This window comes from Amycolatopsis sp. EV170708-02-1 (assembly GCF_022479115.1).
In the GTDB taxonomy this organism is placed as follows: Bacteria; Actinomycetota; Actinomycetes; order Mycobacteriales; family Pseudonocardiaceae; genus Amycolatopsis.
This window is the reverse complement of sequence record NZ_CP092497.1, coordinates 2,781,483-2,798,850: the sequence shown is the minus strand read 5'-3', so window position 1 is coordinate 2,798,850 and position 17,368 is coordinate 2,781,483. Positions and strand designations below refer to the sequence as shown.

At 69.6% G+C, this 17,368-nt stretch carries 13 protein-coding genes, 4 pseudogenes and 2 riboswitches; of the genes and pseudogenes, 8 read left to right on the top strand and 9 right to left on the bottom strand.

The features are described 5' to 3' along the window. Positions 1 to 48: 48 nt before the first annotated feature. Positions 49 to 2,216: pseudogene (locus MJQ72_RS45045) on the bottom strand (glycoside hydrolase family 15 protein). Between the two features lie 157 nt (positions 2,217 to 2,373). On the opposite strand from MJQ72_RS45045, the gene MJQ72_RS12845 reads away from it, so the two are divergent. The 3 genes and pseudogenes from MJQ72_RS12845 (at position 2,374) to thiD (MJQ72_RS12835) (ending at position 5,580) form a co-directional block, all read left to right on the top strand. After that, complete coding sequence (locus MJQ72_RS12845) at positions 2,374 to 2,967, top strand: LysE family translocator (RefSeq protein ID WP_240599407.1); 594 nt, start codon at positions 2,374 to 2,376, stop codon at positions 2,965 to 2,967. Between the two features lie 36 nt (positions 2,968 to 3,003). Then, a riboswitch (TPP riboswitch) is annotated at positions 3,004 to 3,133 on the top strand. Next, positions 3,127 to 4,769 (top strand): annotated as a pseudogene (gene thiC, locus MJQ72_RS12840) (phosphomethylpyrimidine synthase ThiC). Its footprint overlaps the riboswitch before it by 7 nt. Then, a pseudogene (gene thiD / locus MJQ72_RS12835) lies at positions 4,766 to 5,580 on the top strand (bifunctional hydroxymethylpyrimidine kinase/phosphomethylpyrimidine kinase). The pseudogenes thiC and thiD (MJQ72_RS12835) overlap by 4 nt, the downstream one beginning before the upstream one ends. 58 nt (positions 5,581 to 5,638) lie before the next feature. Here the strand turns inward: thiD (MJQ72_RS12835) and MJQ72_RS12830 are convergent. Beyond that, positions 5,639 to 7,156 carry an alkaline phosphatase family protein gene (locus tag MJQ72_RS12830; RefSeq protein WP_240599406.1) on the bottom strand — a complete coding sequence of 506 codons (1,518 nt, stop codon included), beginning with the start codon at positions 7,154 to 7,156 and terminating at the stop codon, positions 5,639 to 5,641. 95 nt (positions 7,157 to 7,251) lie between these two features. Continuing rightward, positions 7,252 to 7,650: a helix-turn-helix domain-containing protein gene (locus MJQ72_RS12825; protein ID WP_240599405.1), complete on the bottom strand. Its 399-nt coding sequence runs from the start codon at positions 7,648 to 7,650 to the stop codon at positions 7,252 to 7,254. An 88-nt stretch (positions 7,651 to 7,738) separates the two neighbouring features. Here MJQ72_RS12825 and MJQ72_RS12820 point away from each other — a divergent pair, with 88 nt between their 5' ends. The 3 genes from MJQ72_RS12820 (at position 7,739) to MJQ72_RS12810 (ending at position 10,500) form a co-directional block, all read left to right on the top strand. Continuing rightward, on the top strand, positions 7,739 to 8,662 hold the full coding sequence (locus tag MJQ72_RS12820; RefSeq protein ID WP_240599404.1) for an NADP-dependent oxidoreductase: 924 nt from the start codon (positions 7,739 to 7,741) through the stop codon (positions 8,660 to 8,662). A gap of 183 nt (positions 8,663 to 8,845) precedes the next feature. Next, positions 8,846 to 9,676 (top strand): bifunctional hydroxymethylpyrimidine kinase/phosphomethylpyrimidine kinase, encoded by an 831-nt coding sequence (thiD, locus tag MJQ72_RS12815; RefSeq protein ID WP_125733297.1) that lies wholly within the window; start codon positions 8,846 to 8,848, stop codon positions 9,674 to 9,676. Positions 9,677 to 9,702: 26 nt separating this feature from the next. Further along, entirely contained in the window at positions 9,703 to 10,500 is a 798-nt protein-coding gene (locus MJQ72_RS12810; RefSeq protein WP_240599403.1) for an ion transporter, read from the top strand. Here the strand turns inward: MJQ72_RS12810 and MJQ72_RS12805 are convergent. The 4 genes and pseudogenes from MJQ72_RS12805 to thiO form a co-directional block, all read right to left on the bottom strand. Beyond that, entirely contained in the window at positions 10,478 to 10,912 is a 435-nt protein-coding gene (locus tag MJQ72_RS12805) for a MarR family winged helix-turn-helix transcriptional regulator (RefSeq protein WP_240599402.1), read from the bottom strand. The two genes, MJQ72_RS12810 and MJQ72_RS12805, sit on opposite strands and share 23 nt — an antisense overlap. A gap of 109 nt (positions 10,913 to 11,021) precedes the next feature. After that, positions 11,022 to 11,780: a thiazole synthase gene (locus tag MJQ72_RS12800; protein WP_240599401.1), complete on the bottom strand. Its 759-nt coding sequence runs from the start codon at positions 11,778 to 11,780 to the stop codon at positions 11,022 to 11,024. A gap of 1 nt (position 11,781) precedes the next feature. Further along, a complete protein-coding gene (thiS, locus tag MJQ72_RS12795; protein WP_240599400.1) occupies positions 11,782 to 11,982 on the bottom strand; it encodes a sulfur carrier protein ThiS in 201 nt (66 codons plus the stop codon). Beyond that, positions 11,982 to 13,051 (bottom strand): annotated as a pseudogene (thiO, locus tag MJQ72_RS12790) (glycine oxidase ThiO). Before thiO ends, thiS begins: the two are co-directional and overlap by 1 nt. Continuing rightward, positions 13,046 to 13,153: riboswitch (TPP riboswitch) on the bottom strand. Its footprint overlaps the pseudogene before it by 6 nt. Before the next feature lie 30 nt (positions 13,154 to 13,183). Here thiO and thiE point away from each other — a divergent pair. Further along, positions 13,184 to 13,849, top strand: a complete 666-nt coding sequence (gene thiE, locus MJQ72_RS12785) for a thiamine phosphate synthase (protein WP_240599399.1) — start codon at positions 13,184 to 13,186, stop codon at positions 13,847 to 13,849. Positions 13,850 to 13,906: 57 nt separating this feature from the next. On the opposite strand, the gene MJQ72_RS12780 is transcribed toward thiE, so the two are convergent. Further along, positions 13,907 to 14,620, bottom strand: a complete 714-nt coding sequence (locus MJQ72_RS12780) for a hypothetical protein (RefSeq protein WP_240599398.1) — start codon at positions 14,618 to 14,620, stop codon at positions 13,907 to 13,909. Between the two features lie 149 nt (positions 14,621 to 14,769). Between MJQ72_RS12780 and MJQ72_RS12775 the strand changes: the two genes are divergently transcribed. Continuing rightward, positions 14,770 to 15,708, top strand: a complete 939-nt coding sequence (locus MJQ72_RS12775) for a threonine/serine dehydratase (RefSeq protein ID WP_240599397.1) — start codon at positions 14,770 to 14,772, stop codon at positions 15,706 to 15,708. Positions 15,709 to 15,796: 88 nt separating this feature from the next. Here MJQ72_RS12775 and MJQ72_RS12770 read toward each other — a convergent pair whose 3' ends face one another. Next, complete coding sequence (locus MJQ72_RS12770; RefSeq protein WP_396426940.1) at positions 15,797 to 17,302, bottom strand: MFS transporter; 1,506 nt, start codon at positions 17,300 to 17,302, stop codon at positions 15,797 to 15,799. Positions 17,303 to 17,368 lie beyond the last annotated feature (66 nt).

Sequence of the window (17,368 nt, the reverse complement as noted above, 5' to 3'; positions counted from 1 at the left end):
GTGGTAAGGACGGTTAGAACCGTCCTTACCACTCACGAGACGTGAGGGTCAGCAGCCCAGGAAGTGGCACCGCACGACCCGCGGCTGCTCGATCACCTTCCCGGCCTCCACCGACCACGCGAGCCGGAGGTACTGCGCGTGCGTCCAGGCCAGCGGCGTCGCGGACGCGGTCGGCGTGCCCGCCGGGAAGCCCGGCTGCCCCGAAGGCGCGTTCTCGTCCCAGACCTGCTCCGGCATCGTGTCCCCGGAGCTGCTGACGCGCCCCAGGTCGCGAAGGCGCTTCGCGGCCGTACCCCGGTCACCGTTGGCAAGGTCGTACTCGCCGCGTTCACCCGCGAGCAGCGGCCACAGTCGCCCGAAAGTGGTCCGGCTTTCGGCCGGGAACGTGTAGTCCCACGGTGAGCCGTCGGCCTTCTCGCCGTACCCGTCTTTCGTGTAGCGGTGCCAGAACTGACCCGTCGGGGTGGTGAACGCGATGTCGGCGTCGGTGACCTTGACGCTGTTCCTGATCACCGGATCGTCGGCGCGGTAGATGCCCAGCCTCACCAATTCGAGGAATCCCGCGTCGGTCACGGCACGCTGGTCCATCGTCACGCTGGAATTGCCCAGGTTGTACTTCGTGCCGTTGTCCGCGTTGCCGTCCTTGGACAGCCGGACGAAGTACGGATCCTTCGACAGCGGCCCGTTCGTCGTCACCGTCCACTGGGCGAGTTTCGCCTTGAAAGCGTCGGCGGTGTCGAGGTAGCGCTTCGCGTCGGCGGCGGCGCCGTTCGCCTTGGCGAGGTCGGCCGCGCAGACCAGCCCGGCGATCACCGCGGCGATCGTCGAAGGCGAGTAGCCGTCCTGCTCCTCCCAGCGTTCCTGCTGGCTGTACGGCGACGCGTGCCCGTTGTCCGCCTTGTAGGACAACAGGAATTCCGCCGCCTTGCGCACCCCCGCCAGGTCTTCGCGTCGGTGCGGCCGAGCTGCTGCGCGAGCACGATCGGCAGCGCGGTCTCGTCGAGCTGGACGGACGTCCAGTACGGCGTGCCGTCGACGTGACTGTTCTGCGGCAGATGCCCGTCCGGCAGCTGCTGCGTGCCGAACATGTAGTCGACCGACCGGTTCGCGGCGTCGCGGTCGCCGGCGGCGAGCAGCCCGGTCGCGATCTGGTAGAGGTCGCGCGGCCAGACCAGGTGATAGGTGCCCGACGGCGACCATTCCGGGTCGTTGTTCCCGAACCGCCACGGCATGCTCGGCGACGCGATGAGCGCGCCCTGGTGGATCTTGTCCTCGCTCGCCGCGAGCATGAGCACGGACGCCTGATACAGATCCCGTTCCCGCATGGTCTTCAGGGACGACGGCGCGTCTTTCACCTGACGGAGGTACTGCGTCCAGCCGCGGTCGTACGCGCGCGCGGCATCGTTGAATCCGCGCCGCAGAGAGGCTTTCGCGTTGGCGAGCGCGTCGGAGTCCTTCGCGCCCATGCCCAGCGAAAGCGTGAAGTCCCGCGAGCGGACACCATCGGCGGAGGTCTGCCCGGTGATCAGCACGTTGCCCTTGGCCGCGGTCGCGTAATCCTTGAGGCTGAACGACTTCGTCAGCTGCGTGATGCCGTCGGACGAACCCGCGTAACCCACCGAAGTCCGCGAGAACGCCGGTTCCGCCGCCAGCGCGGCCGCCGTCTTGGCGTCCGAAGAGACCGCGCTCGCTCCGTCCGAGCGCGCCGAATCGTCGGAGCCCTCGTTGGTGAGATCGGGATCCGCGACCGCGTACACCTGATACGGGCGGCCGGTCAGCGAAACGAAGTCGACGTCGATCAGCACGCTCGTGCGCGCCGGGTCGGTGACATAGGTCTTGCGGAGCTTCCATCGCCGCCGGTCGTCGGTGATGGTCTGTTCGTAGGTGAGGCCGCCGGTGCGGCGCACCTGGTGCGCCTTGGCCGAGGAATCGACGGTGGCGAAGCTCGTCCCGTCGGTGACCACGAGATCCAGCGCTCGCACGCTCGGCGTGGAGAGATCCGGGTAGTAGACCTCGGACATCCGGCCACCTTGAAGGGTGAACCAGACGTTGCTCGCCCGTTCGCGGGCGGTGCCGAAGCCGGTCTTGTCCGCCGGGAGCCAGCTCGGATGGGCGCCGGGCGCTCCTGGCGCCTCACCGCCCTGGGCCTCGGCGATCGCGGGGACCAGCCCCGCGATCAGCACGCCTGCCAGTGCCGGGAACACGAGTTTCCGCATATCCACCCCAGACTTCTGTAACGGTGCAGAACCTCCGGGATTCTGTCGTGAATCCCCGGCGCGCACATGCTCCAAACCGGTGAACCGCTAACGCTGTCGACATGTCGGCCCGGAAATCGCGTTGCCCGTGGCGGCCCTCGTCCCCGACGATCGGGGAATGCCGAACCTGCTGGCGTTCATCCCCGCCGCGTTCCTCATGGCGATGGTCCCCGGCCCGGCGACGGTGATGCTGATCAAGCAGTCGGCGAAGGGCTCGCGCCGGAACGCGTTCGCCACCGTCGCGGGTATCGAGGCGGGCGTCGCGTTCTGGGGACTCGCCGCGGTGTTCGGTCTCACCGCGCTCCTCATCGCCTCGCAGGTCGCCTACGACATCCTGCGCATCGCGGGCGCGGTCTTCCTGATCTACCTCGGCGTCAAAGCGCTCTTCTTCCGCAAGCGCGACGGCGAGGTCGCCGAACCCGCCGGGCGCGGCTTCCGAGCCGGTTTCCTGATCAACGTGAGCAACCCGAAGGCGGGCGTGTTCGCGATCTCGTTCCTCCCCCAGTTCGTGCCCGCCGACGGCGGGCCGTGGCCGCTGCTGCTGTGCGTCGCGGTGTGGATCGCCGTCGACATCGTCTGGTATTCGTCGCTCGCCTTGCTGGTCACACGCCTGGGTGAGTGGCTGCGCCGCGATCGCGTCAAGCTGTGGCTGGAGCGCACGTCCGGCGGCGTCTTGGTCGGCTTCGGAGTGACCGTCGCCTTGGAGGGTTGATTGTCCGAGGCCCGGCGTGGCATGGTCGGGGCACAACCAAACAACCGCGGGAGCTCGCGCCATGGCGGGCTGAGAGGGCGGCTGGTGTCTTTCCAGGGACCCGGCGCCGCCGACCGCATGAACCTGACCGGGTAATGCCGGCGTAGGGAGTGAACGTCGTTGACGACGCTTGAGAACAAGGCTGCCATCCAGCCGACCGTCACCACCGGTCCGATCACCGGTTCCCGCAAGGTCTATCACCAGACGGAATCCGGTCTCCGGGTCCCCGCGCGGCGGATCGATCTTTCGAACGGCGAGCATTTCGACGTTTACGACACCTCCGGCCCGTACACCGACGACGACGCGCAGATCGATGTCCACAGTGGACTCCATCGGCTGCGCGCAGGCTGGGCCGACGGTCGTGAGCACAACACCCAGCTCGGCTGGGCGAAACAGGGCGTCATCACCCGCGAGATGGAGTACATCGCGGCACGCGAGCGCTGCTCGCCGGAATTCGTGCGGGACGAGGTCGCGCGCGGCCGCGCGGTGATCCCCGCCAACCGCAAGCACCCGGAGACCGAGCCGATGATCATCGGCAAGAACTTCCTGGTGAAGATCAACGCCAACATGGGCAACTCGGCCGTCTGGTCCTCTGTGGAGGAAGAGGTCGACAAGATGGTGTGGGCCACCCGCTGGGGCGCCGACACGATCATGGATCTCTCCACCGGCAAGCGGATCCACGAGACGCGCGAGTGGATCATCCGCAACTCGCCGGTCCCGGTCGGCACCGTGCCGATCTACCAGGCACTGGAAAAGGTCAACGGGGAGCCGGAAAAGCTGTCGTGGGAGGTCTACCGCGACACGATCATCGAACAGTGCGAGCAGGGCGTCGACTACGTCACCGTGCACGCGGGCGTGCTGCTGCGCTACATCCCGCTGACCGCGCGCCGGGTCACCGGCATCGTCTCGCGCGGCGGCTCGATCATGGCCGCGTGGTGCCTCGCGCACCACAAGGAATCGTTCCTGTACACCAATTTCGCCGAACTCTGCGAGATCCTGCGCGAGTACGATGTCACCTTCTCCCTCGGTGACGGCCTGCGGCCGGGCTCGATCGCCGACGCGAACGACCGCGCGCAGTTCGCCGAGCTGGAGACGCTGGGCGAGCTCACGCACATCGCCCGCGAACACGACGTCCAGGTGATGATCGAGGGCCCGGCCACGTGCCGATGCACAAGATCAAGGAGAACGTCGAACTCGAGGAGAAGCTGACCGGCGAGGCGCCGTTCTACACCCTCGGCCCGCTCGCGACCGACATCGCGCCGGCGTACGACCACATCACCTCGGCCATCGGCGCGGCGCAGATCGGCTGGTACGGCACGGCGATGCTCTGTTACGTCACGCCGAAGGAGCACCTCGGCCTGCCGAACCGCGACGACGTGAAGACCGGCGTCATCACCTACAAGATCGCCGCGCACGCCGCCGACCTCGCCAAGGGGCACCAGTACGCGCAGGAGTGGGACGACGAGCTTTCCAAGGCCCGCTTCGAATTCCGCTGGAACGACCAGTTCAACCTGTCGCTGGACCCGGACACCGCGCGCTCGTACCACGACGAGACGCTGCCCGCGGAGCCGGCGAAGACGGCGCACTTCTGCTCGATGTGCGGGCCGAAGTTCTGCTCGATGCGCATCACGCAGGACGTCCGCAAGTACGCCGAGGAACACGGACTGTCCACTGTGGAGGCCATCGAGGCCGGCATGGAGGAGAAGTCGAACGAGTTCGCCGAGCAGGGCAACAAGGTCTACCTGCCGGTGGTCAATCAGTGACGGAGACTCCCCGGACCGCCCTCACCATCGCCGGATCGGATTCCGGTGGCGGTGCGGGCATCCAGGCCGACCTGCGCACCTTCTTCGCCAACGGGGTGCACGGGATGGTCGCGCTCACCGCGGTCACCGTGCAGAACTCGCTGGGCGTGCAGGGGTTCAGCGAGATCCCGGTCGACGTCGTCACCGGCCAGATCAAGGCCGTCGCCACGGACATGGGCGTCGACGCGGCGAAGACCGGGATGCTGGCGACGGCCGAGATCATCAACGCCGTCGCGAAAACCCTCGACGAGGTCCACATCGGACGCTCGACGGGCACGCCGTTCGTCGTGGACCCGGTCGCCGCTTCGATGACCGGGCACGCGCTGCTGCGCGAAGAGGCGCTGGAGGCGATCCGCACGGAGCTTTTCCCGCGCGCCACGCTGATCACGCCGAACCTGGATGAGGTACGGCTGCTGACCGGCGTCGAAGTCACCGGGCCCGCGACCCAGCGGGAGGCGGCGGAAGCGTTGCTGGAGTTCGGTTCCGAGTGGGTGCTGGTGAAGGGCGGACACCTCGACGCTGCTCAGGATTGCGTGGATCTGTTGTCCGACGGTGAATCCTGGGTCGAGCTGAGCGGCCCGCGGTTCGACACCCGGAACACCCACGGCGGCGGGGACACGATGGCTTCGGCGATCACGTCCTCGCTGGCGAAGGGGGCCGACGTCCCCACCGCCGTCGCCGAGGGGAAACGGTTCATCGAGCGGTGCGTGGCGGAGTCGTATCCGCTGGGGCGGGCGTGGGGCCGGTGTCGCCGTTCTGGAAGTTGCGGTAAGCGATCGGGCTCGTGAGTGGCAAGGACGGTTAGAACCGTCCTTGCCACTCACGAGGCCCTAGCGGGCGCTGAGGCGAGGAGCGTCCACCGCCCAATACCAGTTGTTCCCCGCCGCGTAGAGCCGCCAGGTCAGCTTCACCGAACGAGCCCCCGCCGGCACCTTCACCGAGGCCGACGTCGGCACCGAAAGGACGTCGCCGCCCTTGTTCACCGTCCCGGACTCCGGTCCGTAGGCCAGCACGTTCTGCTCGGGGCCACCGTCGAACGACGCCGTCAGCGCGCCCCGCTGCGTCCCGTCCTGCCGGTAGTGCGAGACGAACGAGACGTCCACAGTGGACTTCCCGGTGACGTCGAGCGAAGGCGACACCAGGGAAGAGTCGAAGGTGCCGCGCGAGGAGGGCGAGCCCTTGTCGTCCCACTCGTCCGGATCCGCGACCGCGAACACGCCACGTGCGCGGGCGTTCGCCTCGCGCTGCTGGCCGGGGGCGGTGCGGGTCCAGAAGTCGTCGGTGGTGAAGGACCAGCCTTGCCACTCCGTCACGCCGGCGGGCATACCGGAGGCGTTGCGCACGCTCCAGCCGCCGGGCGCGTCGTGCGTCCAGCCGAGGACTCCCGCCGGGACACTGGTTTCGTCCTGCCGGGGCTTCAAGGCGGCCGTGTCGAAGACGTCCGAGGGAGCGGCGCCGAGCGCGTAGCCGTCGTAGACCGCCGGGGCGGCGATGCCCAGATGCCGCAGCACCGTCGGCGCGATATCGACGATCTTCGGTGCCACCGCGGGGGTTCCGGCCGGGACCGCGCCACCGGCGGCGATCACGAACGTCATCCGCTCCTCGGGCGTGTCGCCGCCGTGACCGCCCGAGGGCGTGTGGCCGTGGTCGGAGGAGATCATGATCAGCCAGTCTTCGTTCGCGCGGTCCGCGCGGGCGTCGACGGCGGCGAGCAGGCGGCCGATCAGCGCGTCGTCGGTGCGCAAGCTGGCTTCGTACTCCGGGGAATCCGCGCCGTGGTCGTGCCCCGCGATATCCGTCTGTCCGAAGTAGACGAATGACGCGTCGGCCTTGCCCTGCTTGAGGTGCTTCTCCGCGTCGACGGCGATCTGCTCGTCGGTCTTCTCGTAGCCGTCGCTGTCGCCGTTCCGGACGAACTTGCGGTCCTGGCCGGTGCGCAGGATCCGGTCGCTGATCGGCGTCCAGTCGACGGCCGCGTAGGTGTCCAGCGCCGGGTTCGCGGTTTCGGCGCGGGCGAGCCAGCTCGGATGCGAGGCGAGGTCGTTGCCGGTGAAGGAGTTGTCCTTCACCTTGTGCTTGTCCGGCCAGACGCCGGTGAGGATCGTGGACCAGCCGGGGCCGCTGACCGTCGGCGCCATCCCGCTGCCGTACAGCGAACTGCGCGACGCGTAGCCGCGCTCCACGAGCGCGTGGACGTTCGGGGCGTCGGCGGCCATCAGCTTGTCGAAGCGGGCGCCGTCCAGGCCGATGACCAGCACCTTCGGCGTCTTGGCCGCGGCGGCGGCGACACCGGACGTCAGCCCGGCGACGGCCACCAAGACCGACAGGAGGGAAAGCGTTCTGCGCACGAAAGCCTCCAGATAACTTGTTCGAACCAATTGTTCGTCAAGTTAGTGCGCCGAACTGTCTTCCCGATGAAGTCCGCGTGCCGCCGCGAAGGACTTCAGCCGACGGGCTCCATCACCCGCGCGTCGTATTCCTTCCGCGATTCGAGGATCCCGTCGAAGTTGGCGACCGACCATTCGCTGACCGCCATGAGCAGCGTGCCCGCGCTCGCCCCGCGTTCGGTCAGCGCGTACTCGACGGTCGGCGGCGTGGTCGGGAAGACCGTGCGCGTGACGAGGCCGTCGCGTTCGAAGGCGCGCAGGTTCTGCGTCAGCATCTTCTGGCTGATCCCGCCGACGGCGCGGCGCAGCTCACCGAACCGGTGCGGCCGCCGCGACAGCGCGCCGAGCACGAGCGCGGTCCACTTGTTGGCGAGCAGATCGAGGACGTCTCGGCACGGACAGTTCCGCAGGTAGATGTCCCACGGGGATTCCGGCACTTCACAGGTGGTTTCCATCAGGTACCTAGTTTACCTTTAAGTGCCTTCTAGCGAAAAGAGACCAAGCGCCCGAGCATGGAAAGCACCGACAACGAAGGAGCTTTCGATGCGCGTCGTGACCCAGCAGCGGCTTGGTGGCCCGGAAGTGCTGGAGGTGACCGAAACCGATCGGCCTGCCCCCGGCCCGACGGAGGTGCTCGTGCGCGTGCGCGCGGCCGGGATCAACCCGGTCGACTGGAAGACCCGGGCCTACGGCGTCTTCATGGGCGAGCCGCCGTTCGTCCTCGGCTGGGACGTTTCCGGGGTGGTGGAGGAGCTCGGCGTGGGCACCACGCGCTTCGCCGTCGGCGACGAGGTCCTCGGCTTCCCGTGGTTCCCGCGGCAGGCCGGCGGCTACGGCGAATACGTGACGGCACCGGCCCGCCAGTTCGTGCGCAAACCCGCGAGCCTCACCCACGAGCAGGCCGCCGGGTTGCCGCTCGCCGGGCTCACCGCCTGGCAGGGCCTCGTGGACATCGCCGACGTCCGCCCAGGCCAGCGTGTGCTGATCGACGCGGCCGCGGGCGGTGTGGGGCATCTGGCCGCGCAGGTGGCGAAGGCGCGCGGGGCGTACGTCCTGGGCACGGCGAGCGCCGGGAAGCACGGATTCCTCCGCGAGCTCGGCGTCGACGAGCCGATCGACTACCGCGACGACACCGCGACGGCGTCCGATGTGGACGTCGTGTTCGGGCTGGTCGGAGCGGAGAGCGACCTGCGCTGGCTGGACGCCGTGAAACCGGGCGGCCTGCTGATCGCGGTCCCCGGAGGGCCGAGCGAGGCAGTCGTGGCGAAGGCGGAGAAGCTCGGCGTGCGGACGTCGGGGATGCTCGCCGAACCCGACGAGATCGGTCTCCTGGCGCTGACCGAGCTGGTCGAGAAAGGCGAATTGCGCGTCCATGTCGACCAGACCTTCCCGTTGGAAGACGTCGCGAAGGCGCACGAAACCGGTGAAGGCGGCCGTGTCACCGGGAAGCTCGTCCTGACGGTCTAACCGGCTGGGCTGAAAGCGTCCTTCGCCGCGTCCGATGCGGCGATGGGCCCCTTCGCCCCTGCCGGGGTTTCGCGTGGCTGGAGGGATACCGCGCGGAGTGCGATGGCTCACGCGCTGGGCCACCGTGGTGGCCTGCGGCCGAACCCCTGTCGCGCCAAAAGGACCAGCCGGGAAAATGAACCCATGAGCGAGAACCCGAGCCCGCCGTCGGCGCTGACCATCGCGGGGTCCGACTCCGGCGGCGCCGCCGGCCTTCAGGCGGACCTGCGCACGTTCCTCACCTGCGGGGTGCACGGTCTGGTCGCGGTCACCGCCGTGACCGTCCAGAACACCCTCGGCGTGCACGACCGCACCGACATCCCGGCGCGGATCGTCGCCGGGCAGATCGAGGCGGTCGCCGCCGACATGGGCGTCAACGCGGCCAAGACCGGCATGCTCGCCTCGGCCGAGATCATCCACGCCGTCGCCGCGGCCTGCGACAAGGCCGAGATCGGCCGCGACAGCAAGGTGCCGTTCGTGGTCGACCCGGTCGCGGCGTCGATGCACGGGCATCCGCTGTTCGACGAGGCCGGGCTGGTGGCGCTGCGCGACGAGCTCTTGCCGCGCGCGACCGTCCTCACCCCGAACCTCGACGAGGTCCGCCTGCTCACCGGGATGACGGTGACCACCCGCGAGCAGATGCACCAGGCGGCCGTCGTGCTGCACCGGCTCGGGCCGAAGTACGTGCTCGTGAAGAGCGGCCACCTCGTCTCCGACCCGGAATGCGTCGACGTGCTCTTCGACGGCTCCACCTTCGTCGAACTGCCGGGCGAGCGGTACGCGACGCAGCACACGCACGGCGCCGGGGACACGATGGCGTCGGCACTGACGGCCGGTCTCGCGAAGGGGATGTCCGTCGTGGAGGCCGCCCGCTACGGCAAGTGGTTCGTCTCACACGCGGTCGAAAACGCCTATCCGATGGGCGCGAAGGTCGGTCCGGTTTCGGCGTTTTGGCGGCTTGCGCCGGAGCACTGAGCACTCGCCCGGTTACGATCTGCGCCGTGACCGGACGCGAAACGGTGGCCAGGGTCGTCGAAGACCGCCGCTTCCAGCACTTCATCATCGCGGTGATCGTCGTCAACGCCGTCACCCTCGGCCTGGAGACCTCGACCAGAATGGTCGCCGAGTACGGGCCGCTGCTGCACACGGTCGACTACGTCGCGCTCGGGATCTTCGTCCTGGAAATGGCCTCGAAGCTCTACGCCTACCGCGCGAAGTTCTTCCGCGATCCGTGGAACATCTTCGACCTGATCGTCGTCGGCATCGCGGTGATCCCCACGACCGGTCCGTTCGCGGTGCTGCGGGCGTTGCGGGTCCTGCGCGTGCTGCGGCTGATCTCGGTCGTGCCGTCGATGCGGAAGGTCGTCACCGGCCTGCTCGCGTCCATTCCCGGCATGGCTTCGATCGCCGCGCTCCTCGCCCTGATCATCTTCGTCGCGGGCGTGATGGCGACGAAACTGTTCGGCGCGATCTCGCCGGAGAACTTCGGCGACCTCGGCACTTCGCTGTTCACGCTGTTCCAGGTGATGACGGGCGAGGCCTGGCCGGACATCGCGAAGGAGATCATGAAGGAAGCACCCATGGCCTGGGTGTTCTTCGTGGTCTACATCCTCGTGTCCAGCTTCGCGGTGCTGAACCTCTTCATCGCCGTGGTGGTCAGCGGGATGGAGGACGAGCTTCGCCAGGACATCCGCGAGGAAGAGGCGAAGCAGGCCGCGACCCAGGCTCAGGCGAACAAGGAGATCCTCGACGAGATCCGCGCCCTTCGCGCCGAGATCAGCGCTCTTCGTCCGCGATGAGCGCTTCGAGCGCGGGCAGAGCCGCCGCCAGGGCCGCCTGGTGCTCCGGGGTCAGCCGTTCGAGGCGTTTGCCGAGTTCGTTCACCCGCGTCGACCGGACGCCCGAAACCAGCCTCTCGCCCTCTTCGGTCGCCTCCGCGAGCCAGGCGCGCCTGTCGATCGGGTCCGATTCACGGCTGACGTAGCCCGCTTCGACCAGCGAAGCGACGATCCTCGACATGGTGGCCGCGGCGACGCCTTCCTTCGCCGCGAGATCACCCAGGCGGAGCTGGCCGTAGTGCACGAGGGTGGCGAGCGCCGAGATCGCGCCGTGGCCGGGCCCCGGCACCCCCGCCTGGCGCAGTGACCGGGACAGCCTGCCCACCGCCAGGAACAACCTGCCCGAAACGTCCTGGACCGTTGACGTGGTCACCACTGGCTCCTCTGGGTACACGGCGGCGGGTGCGCCTCCGGAAAGTGCCGTCAACCATACGGGCTCCGGGGGCGTACTCGCTGTTAAGGCCGTGAACCGTACAAAAGGGTTATCGAGGCGGGCTCGAGGCGTGCGCCCAGAACCGCTGCGGGATCCGCCCCGCGCCGGCGGCCAGCCGCCCGGCGGTGACGGCGGCCCGCATCGCCGACGCCATCCGTTCCGGGTCCGCGGCCCTGGTCACGGCGGTGGAGAGCAGGACGGCGTCGCAGCCGAGCTCCATCGCCAGCGTCGCGTCGGAAGCCGTGCCGATCCCGGCGTCGAGGATCACCGGAACCCCCGCGCGCGACACGATCAGCTCGATGTTGTGCGGGTTCCGGATGCCGAGACCGGTGCCGATGGGCGCGCCGAGCGGCATCACCGCCGCACAGCCCGCCTCCTCCAGCCGCAGCGCCAGCACCGGGTCGTCGTTGGTGTACGCGAGCACGGTGAAGCCGTCCGCGGCGAGCTGTTCGGCCGCTTCGAGGGTCTCGAACGGGTCGGGCAGCAGCGTGCGGTCGTCGGCGTGGACCTCCAGCTTGACGAGGTCGGTTTCGAGCGCTTCGCGGGCGAGCTGCGCGGTGAGGACGGCTTCGGCGGCCGTCCGGCAGCCCGCGGTGTTGGGCAGCAGGCGGATGCCGAGCCGCCGAAGGAGTTCGAGGACGCCGGAGCCGCCTTCGGCGTCGGCCTTGCGCATGGCGACGGTGGTCAGTTCCGTTCCGGACGCCACCAGCGCGCGTTCCAGCACGGCGAGGTTGCCCGCGCCGCCGGTGCCGATGATCAGCCGCGACGAGAGCTTGTGCTCGCCGATGACGAGGTCGTCACCGTTCATGTCAGCCTCCTTGCACAGCGGTGAGGATGTCGACGCTGGCGCCCTTGCGCACCACCGATTCCGGCCATTCGCCGCGCCGGACGACCACGCCGTCCACCGCGACCGCGACGCCCTGCGTCGCCGTTCCCAGCGCCTCCAGCACACCCTCGACGGTGGTGCCGTCGGGGAATTCGCGCCACTGGCCGTTGACCTGGATCTCCATCACACCCGCTCCTCGCTTCGCCGCGACGGCGTGGCCGCCGCGACCTCGTCCGGCAACGGCCGTCCGTCCAGCCAGGCGACCGCGGCGTCCGCGGTGACCGGGGCCATCAGGAGACCGTTGCGATGGTGGCCTGTCGCGGCGAAGACGCCTTCGCCCAGCTCACCTATGAAGGGCATCGTGTCGACACTCGCCGCGCGAAGCCCGGCGGCGGTCTCGACGAGTTCGTATTCGGTCAGGCCCGGGAAGACGCGCTCCGCGCCTTCGAGCAGCTCACGTACACCTCGGACGGTGACGGTCTCGTCGAACCCGGCCTCGTACTGGGTCGCGCCGAGCACGAGCTGACCGTCTTCGCGGGGACGAGGTAGATCGGGCGGCCCTCGACCATCGCGCGGACGGTCCGCTTCGGCGGCGGCAGGCAACCCCGTCGCGGCCGAAGGCGCAGGATCTCGCCCTTGAGCGGGCGGACGGCGCCGTCGAGCGCCGGATGCAGGCGTCCGGTCCAGGCGCCCGCGGCGAGGACGACGTCGCCAAGTCCGTCGAGGTGCGTGACGGTCTCGTGGCGGAACCGGACGCCGTGCACGTCGCAAGCGTGCCTGAGCGCGTGCAGCAGCTTTCTGTTGTCCACGGCCAGATCCCCGGGCACCAGAAGTCCACTTCGGACAGATCCGGCGAGGCCGGGTTCGGCGCGGCGGGCTTCGCGGCCGGTCAGCTGCCCGACCTCGCGGCCGAGTTCGGTGAGATACGCGGCGAGCATTTCGAGGTTGCCCGCGTCGGCGCTGTCCAGCGCGACGACGAGCGTGCCGTGCGGGGAAAGGCCCGGATCGACGCCCTCTTCGGCCAGGTCACGGGCGAAATCCGGCCAGCGCCGCAGCGACGCTTCACCGAGCGCGAGGACGTCCTCCTCGCCGGGCCAGGCCTCGGTGACCGGCGCGAGCATGCCGCCCGCGAGCCACGACGCGCCACGCCCCGGATCCGGGTCGTACACGGTGACGCGATGGCCGCGCGCGGACGCGCGCCAAGCGACCGAGAGGCCGATGACCCCGCCGCCGACAACCGAAAGTTCTGCCATACGAATCACGCTCCCTGCGCCGGCATGACCCGGATCAGGTTCCACGGTCGGAGCGGTCTCGGCTCCCTCTCAGCCCGTCCTCGGGCTCCCGTGCGGACCACCCCACCGTAGCGCGCGAGTACCGTCGCCGCCATGCCCACCCTGTCTGGTTCGCTGATCCGCGCCCGGCTCGCGGACGCCCGCCTGTACCTCTGCACCGACGCCCGCCGCGGCCGCGGCGATCTCGCCGAGTTCGCCGACGCGGCGCTGGCCGGCGGCGTCGACATCATCCAGCTGAGGGACAAGACCGGCGGCGCCCCGATCGAGGCGAAACACGAGATCGCCGCCCTGGAAGTGCTGGCCGAGGCGTGCGAGAAGCACGACAAGCTGCTGGCGGTGAACGACCGGGCGGACGTCGCGCTCGGCGTCGGCGCGCACGTGCTGCACCTGGGCCAGGACGACATCCCGGTGTCGCTGGCCCGCCGGGTGCTCGGGGACGACGTGGTAATCGGCCGGTCCACCCATTCGGCCGAACAGGCCGCGGCGGCCGCCGGGGAGCCCGGTGTCGACTACTTCTGCACCGGCCCGTGCTGGCCGACCCCGACGAAACCGGGCCGGTCCGCGCCGGGGCTCGGCCTGGTGCGCTCGACGGCCGCGTCCGGGACGACGCGGCCGTGGTTCGCGATCGGCGGGATCGACACCGAGCGGCTGCCCGAGGTGCTGGCCGCGGGGGCGTCGCGGATCGTCGTCGTCCGGGCGATCACCGAGGCCGAAGACCCCGAAGCGGCCGCTCGCACGCTTCGCTCCGCCCTCTCCTGACCCCTGCGTTTCGTCCTTTGAACGCGGTAACTACCGCATCCAGAGGACGAAACGCGGTCAGGGCACGGGGGTCTTCGAGGCGGGAGGAGCCGACGGCGTCGTCGGGGGTGCCTGGGAGGTCGAAGGCGTGGTGGACGGCGTCGTCGGAGGGGCCTGTGTGGTCGTGGGGGCTGTCGGCGTCGTCGAGGGGGTCGGAGTGTTCGTCGGCGTCGTCTCCGGCTTGTCGTGCTTCGGTTCCGATGGGGACGTCGCGGGCGGGGCGTCGTGCTTCTCCTGCCGCTCCTCGGCCTGGCCGCCGCCGATGATCTTCCCTATGGTCGTCCCGGTCCCGCCGCCGAAGGTCTTCCCTGTCGCGCCCTCGAAGCCGGTGATCGCGACGAGCGCCACCGCGAACGCCACCACGCTGACTCCGGCGATCACCGCCCAGCGTGGTTTGAACTTCCGGCCGGAGGATTCCTCTTCGTCCTCGGACGGTTTCAACCGGACGGTCTCCTGCTCCGCCGGGTCGAGCACCCGGCGCCGTCCCGGCACGGTCAGCACCACTCGCGCCTTCAGCGCCGCGTCCTTCGTCCGCTGAAGCGAACGCAGGTACAGCTCGCCGCCGAGCGTCGTGATCACACTCGCCAGCCCGGCACCCGCCACCGTTCCGGCTACGCCGAGCGTGGAACCCAGCAATGCCGCGGTGATCGCGGCCATCGCCGCCGCCGTCACCTGGATGATCCGGCCCTGCTTTTCCGTCTTTTCGGTCTTTTCCGAGGTCTCCTTGGTCATGATCCCGTTCTGCTGCTAGTCGGTCCTCACCCGTCCTAACGAGTAAGGCGCACGGGATGCTCCCTTCGTTGTCCGCACGTGAGGAGCGCCACGCCATCTGTCCAAAAAGGACTGTCCACGGTTCACAACTCCTTGACATAATCGGACGTATGGATCTGGTATCGATCGAGGAAATCCGCGACGCGGCGAGCCGTGTCAAAGGCGTCGCGGTGCGCACACCGCTACTGGCACAAGGGTGGGCGCCGTTGTGGCTCAAACCGGAAAGCCTTCAGCCGATCGGCGCTTTCAAGGTACGCGGGGCCTACAACGCGATCGCCGCGCTGACCGAAGATCAGCGCGCCCGCGGCGTCGTCGCGTTCTCCAGCGGCAACCACGCGCAAGCGGTCGCCTACTCGGCGAAGCGATTCGGGATTCCCGCGGTGATCCTCGTCCCGGACGTCGCCCCGCGCGCCAAGGTCGAAGCCACCAAGGCACTCGGCGCCGAAGTCATCGAGGTCCCGATCGACGCCCAGGAATCCTCGGCGCTCGCCGTCGCCGGGGAACGGGGGCTCACCATGATCCCGCCGTTCGACCACCGTGACGTCATCGCCGGGCAGGGCACCGTCGGCCTGGAGATCGCCGAAGACCTGCCGGACGCCGGCGTCGTCCTCGTCCCGCTCAGTGGTGGCGGGCTGGCCTCGGGTGTCGGCTCGGCGATCAAGGCGCTGCTGCCGGACGCGAGGGTCATCGGCGTCGAGCCGGAGCTGGCGGCCGACACCGCCGAGGGCCTGCGCGCGGGCAGGCGGATCGAGTGGCCGATGGACCTGCGGGCGCGGACCAGCGCCGACGGCCTGCGCGCCCAGCCTTCGGACCTGACCTTCGCCCACCTCCAGTCGGTCCTCGACGACGTCATCACCGTTTCGGAGGAGGAGATCCGGGAGGCCGTCCGGACGCTGGCGCACCGCGCGCGGCTGGTCGCCGAGCCGAGCGGCGCCACCGCGACCGCCGCGTTCCTCTCGCACCATGACGTGCTGCCGCCGGGCAAGGTCGTTTCGGTCGTTTCGGGCGGCAATCTGGACCCGGCGACCCTCGCCGACCTCCTCGCTTAGGACGACACATGTGTCCAGACGGACGACACACGTGATTGGAAGGACGACACGCGTGACGTCCACCCAGTCACGCGTGTCGTCCGTCTGATCACGTGTGATGCCCGGGGCGGACGTGCGTCGGGGGCGAGTCGACCCCGCAATGGAGACATTCGCCCGGATGCGGTGACTCGTCGGCGTCGCCGCCGGAAGGCGTGTCGAGGACGCCGTTGTGGATGCCGAGCGCGATCAGCCCGCCGCCGATCGCCAGTGCCGCGCACACCAGCAACGCCGTCCGCCAGCCCGCGGTCAACGCGACCGGATCGGTGTACGCGGCACCGGACAGTCCGGCGACGGCGGGCAGGACGGCGATCGCGAGCAGGCCACCGGACCGGGCGATGGCGTTGTTGACCCCGGAGGCGACGCCGGCGTACCGGTCGGGCGCGGCGGCCAGCACCGTCGCGGTCACCGGCGCGACGACCGTCGCCAGCCCGGCGCCGAACACGACGACGGCGGGCAGCACCGAACCCAGGTACGAAGATCCCGGCCCGACCCGCATCAGCAGGAGCATGCCGGCGCCGACCAGGATCGGGCCGGCGACCAGTTGCGTACGCGGCCCGATCTTCTGCGCGAGCGCACCCGACCGGCCGGAGAACAGCAGCATGATGACGGTGATCGGCAGCCCGGCCAGCCCGGCCGCGGTCGGCGAATAGCCCAGCGACACCTGAAGCTGCATGACCATCAGCATCATCACGCCGCCGAGGGCCGCGTAGACGACGAAGGTCAGCGCGTTGGCGAGGCTGAACGTCCGGTCGCGGAACAGTTTCGGCGGCACCAGCGGATCGGCGGAGCGATGCTGGATCACCAGGAACGCCGCCAGCCCCGCGACGCCGAGCACGATCGCCACCAGGACGACGGCGTCGCCGATGCCGCGTCCCGGCGCTTCCACCAGCGCGCCGGTGAGACCGGCGAGCCCGATCGCGCCGACGGCGGCGGCGAGGAAGTCGGGACGCCCGGTCGCCTCCTCGTCGCGGGACTCGGGCACGTAGCGCCGGGCGAGCAGGACGCAGACGGCGGCCAGCGGCAGGTTGATCAGGAACGCCAGCCGCCACGACCACACCTGCACGAGGATCCCGCCGAGCAGCGGGCCGATCGCCGCCGCGATACCCCCGAGGCCGGACCAGGCGCCGATCGCGCGGGCCCGGTCGTCGTGGGCGAAGGACGCTTGCAGGATCGCGAGGGAGCCCGGCGTGAGCAAAGCTCCCCCGATCCCTTGGAGGATCCGGGTCGCGACGAGCATCTCGGTGGTCGTCGCGGCGGCGCACAGCCCGGAGGCGACGCCGAACCAGACGACGCCGACGAGGAACATGCGACGGCGGCCGTAGCGGTCCCCGAGCGATCCGGCGACGAGGATCAGCGCGGCGAGCGCGAGCAGGTAGCCGTCGAGGATCCATTGAAGGCCCGCGACGGACGCTTCGAGTTCTTCGCCGATCCTCGGGAGCGCGACGTTGATGATCGTCCCGTCGAGCATCGCCATCCCCGAGCCGACGATGGTCGTGGCGAGCACGCCGCGCGCCACCGGCGTCCCCCACCGAATCCCCGCCCCTAGATCAGTCACCCCACGACTGAATCACGCCGAACTGCACCAAGCCACAGCAAATTGCCTGACGTGTCAGACAAAAGG

Excerpts from the sequence above, each read along its gene's own strand:
- thiD (WP_125733297.1), top strand. The coding sequence starts at position 8,846 with ATGAGCGAGAACCCGAGCCCGCCGTCGGCGCTGACCATCGCGGGGTCC.
- MJQ72_RS12845 (WP_240599407.1), top strand. The coding sequence starts at position 2,374 with ATGCCGAACCTGCTGGCGTTCATCCCCGCCGCGTTCCTCATGGCGATG.
- MJQ72_RS12780 (WP_240599398.1), bottom strand. The coding sequence starts at position 14,620 with ATGACCAAGGAGACCTCGGAAAAGACCGAAAAGACGGAAAAGCAGGGC.
- thiE (WP_240599399.1), top strand. The coding sequence starts at position 13,184 with ATGCCCACCCTGTCTGGTTCGCTGATCCGCGCCCGGCTCGCGGACGCC.
- MJQ72_RS12820 (WP_240599404.1), top strand. The coding sequence starts at position 7,739 with ATGCGCGTCGTGACCCAGCAGCGGCTTGGTGGCCCGGAAGTGCTGGAG.
- MJQ72_RS12800 (WP_240599401.1), bottom strand. The coding sequence starts at position 11,780 with ATGAACGGTGACGACCTCGTCATCGGCGAGCACAAGCTCTCGTCGCGG.
- MJQ72_RS12775 (WP_240599397.1), top strand. The coding sequence starts at position 14,770 with ATGGATCTGGTATCGATCGAGGAAATCCGCGACGCGGCGAGCCGTGTC.
- thiS (WP_240599400.1), bottom strand. The coding sequence starts at position 11,982 with ATGGAGATCCAGGTCAACGGCCAGTGGCGCGAATTCCCCGACGGCACC.
- MJQ72_RS12825 (WP_240599405.1), bottom strand. The coding sequence starts at position 7,650 with ATGGAAACCACCTGTGAAGTGCCGGAATCCCCGTGGGACATCTACCTG.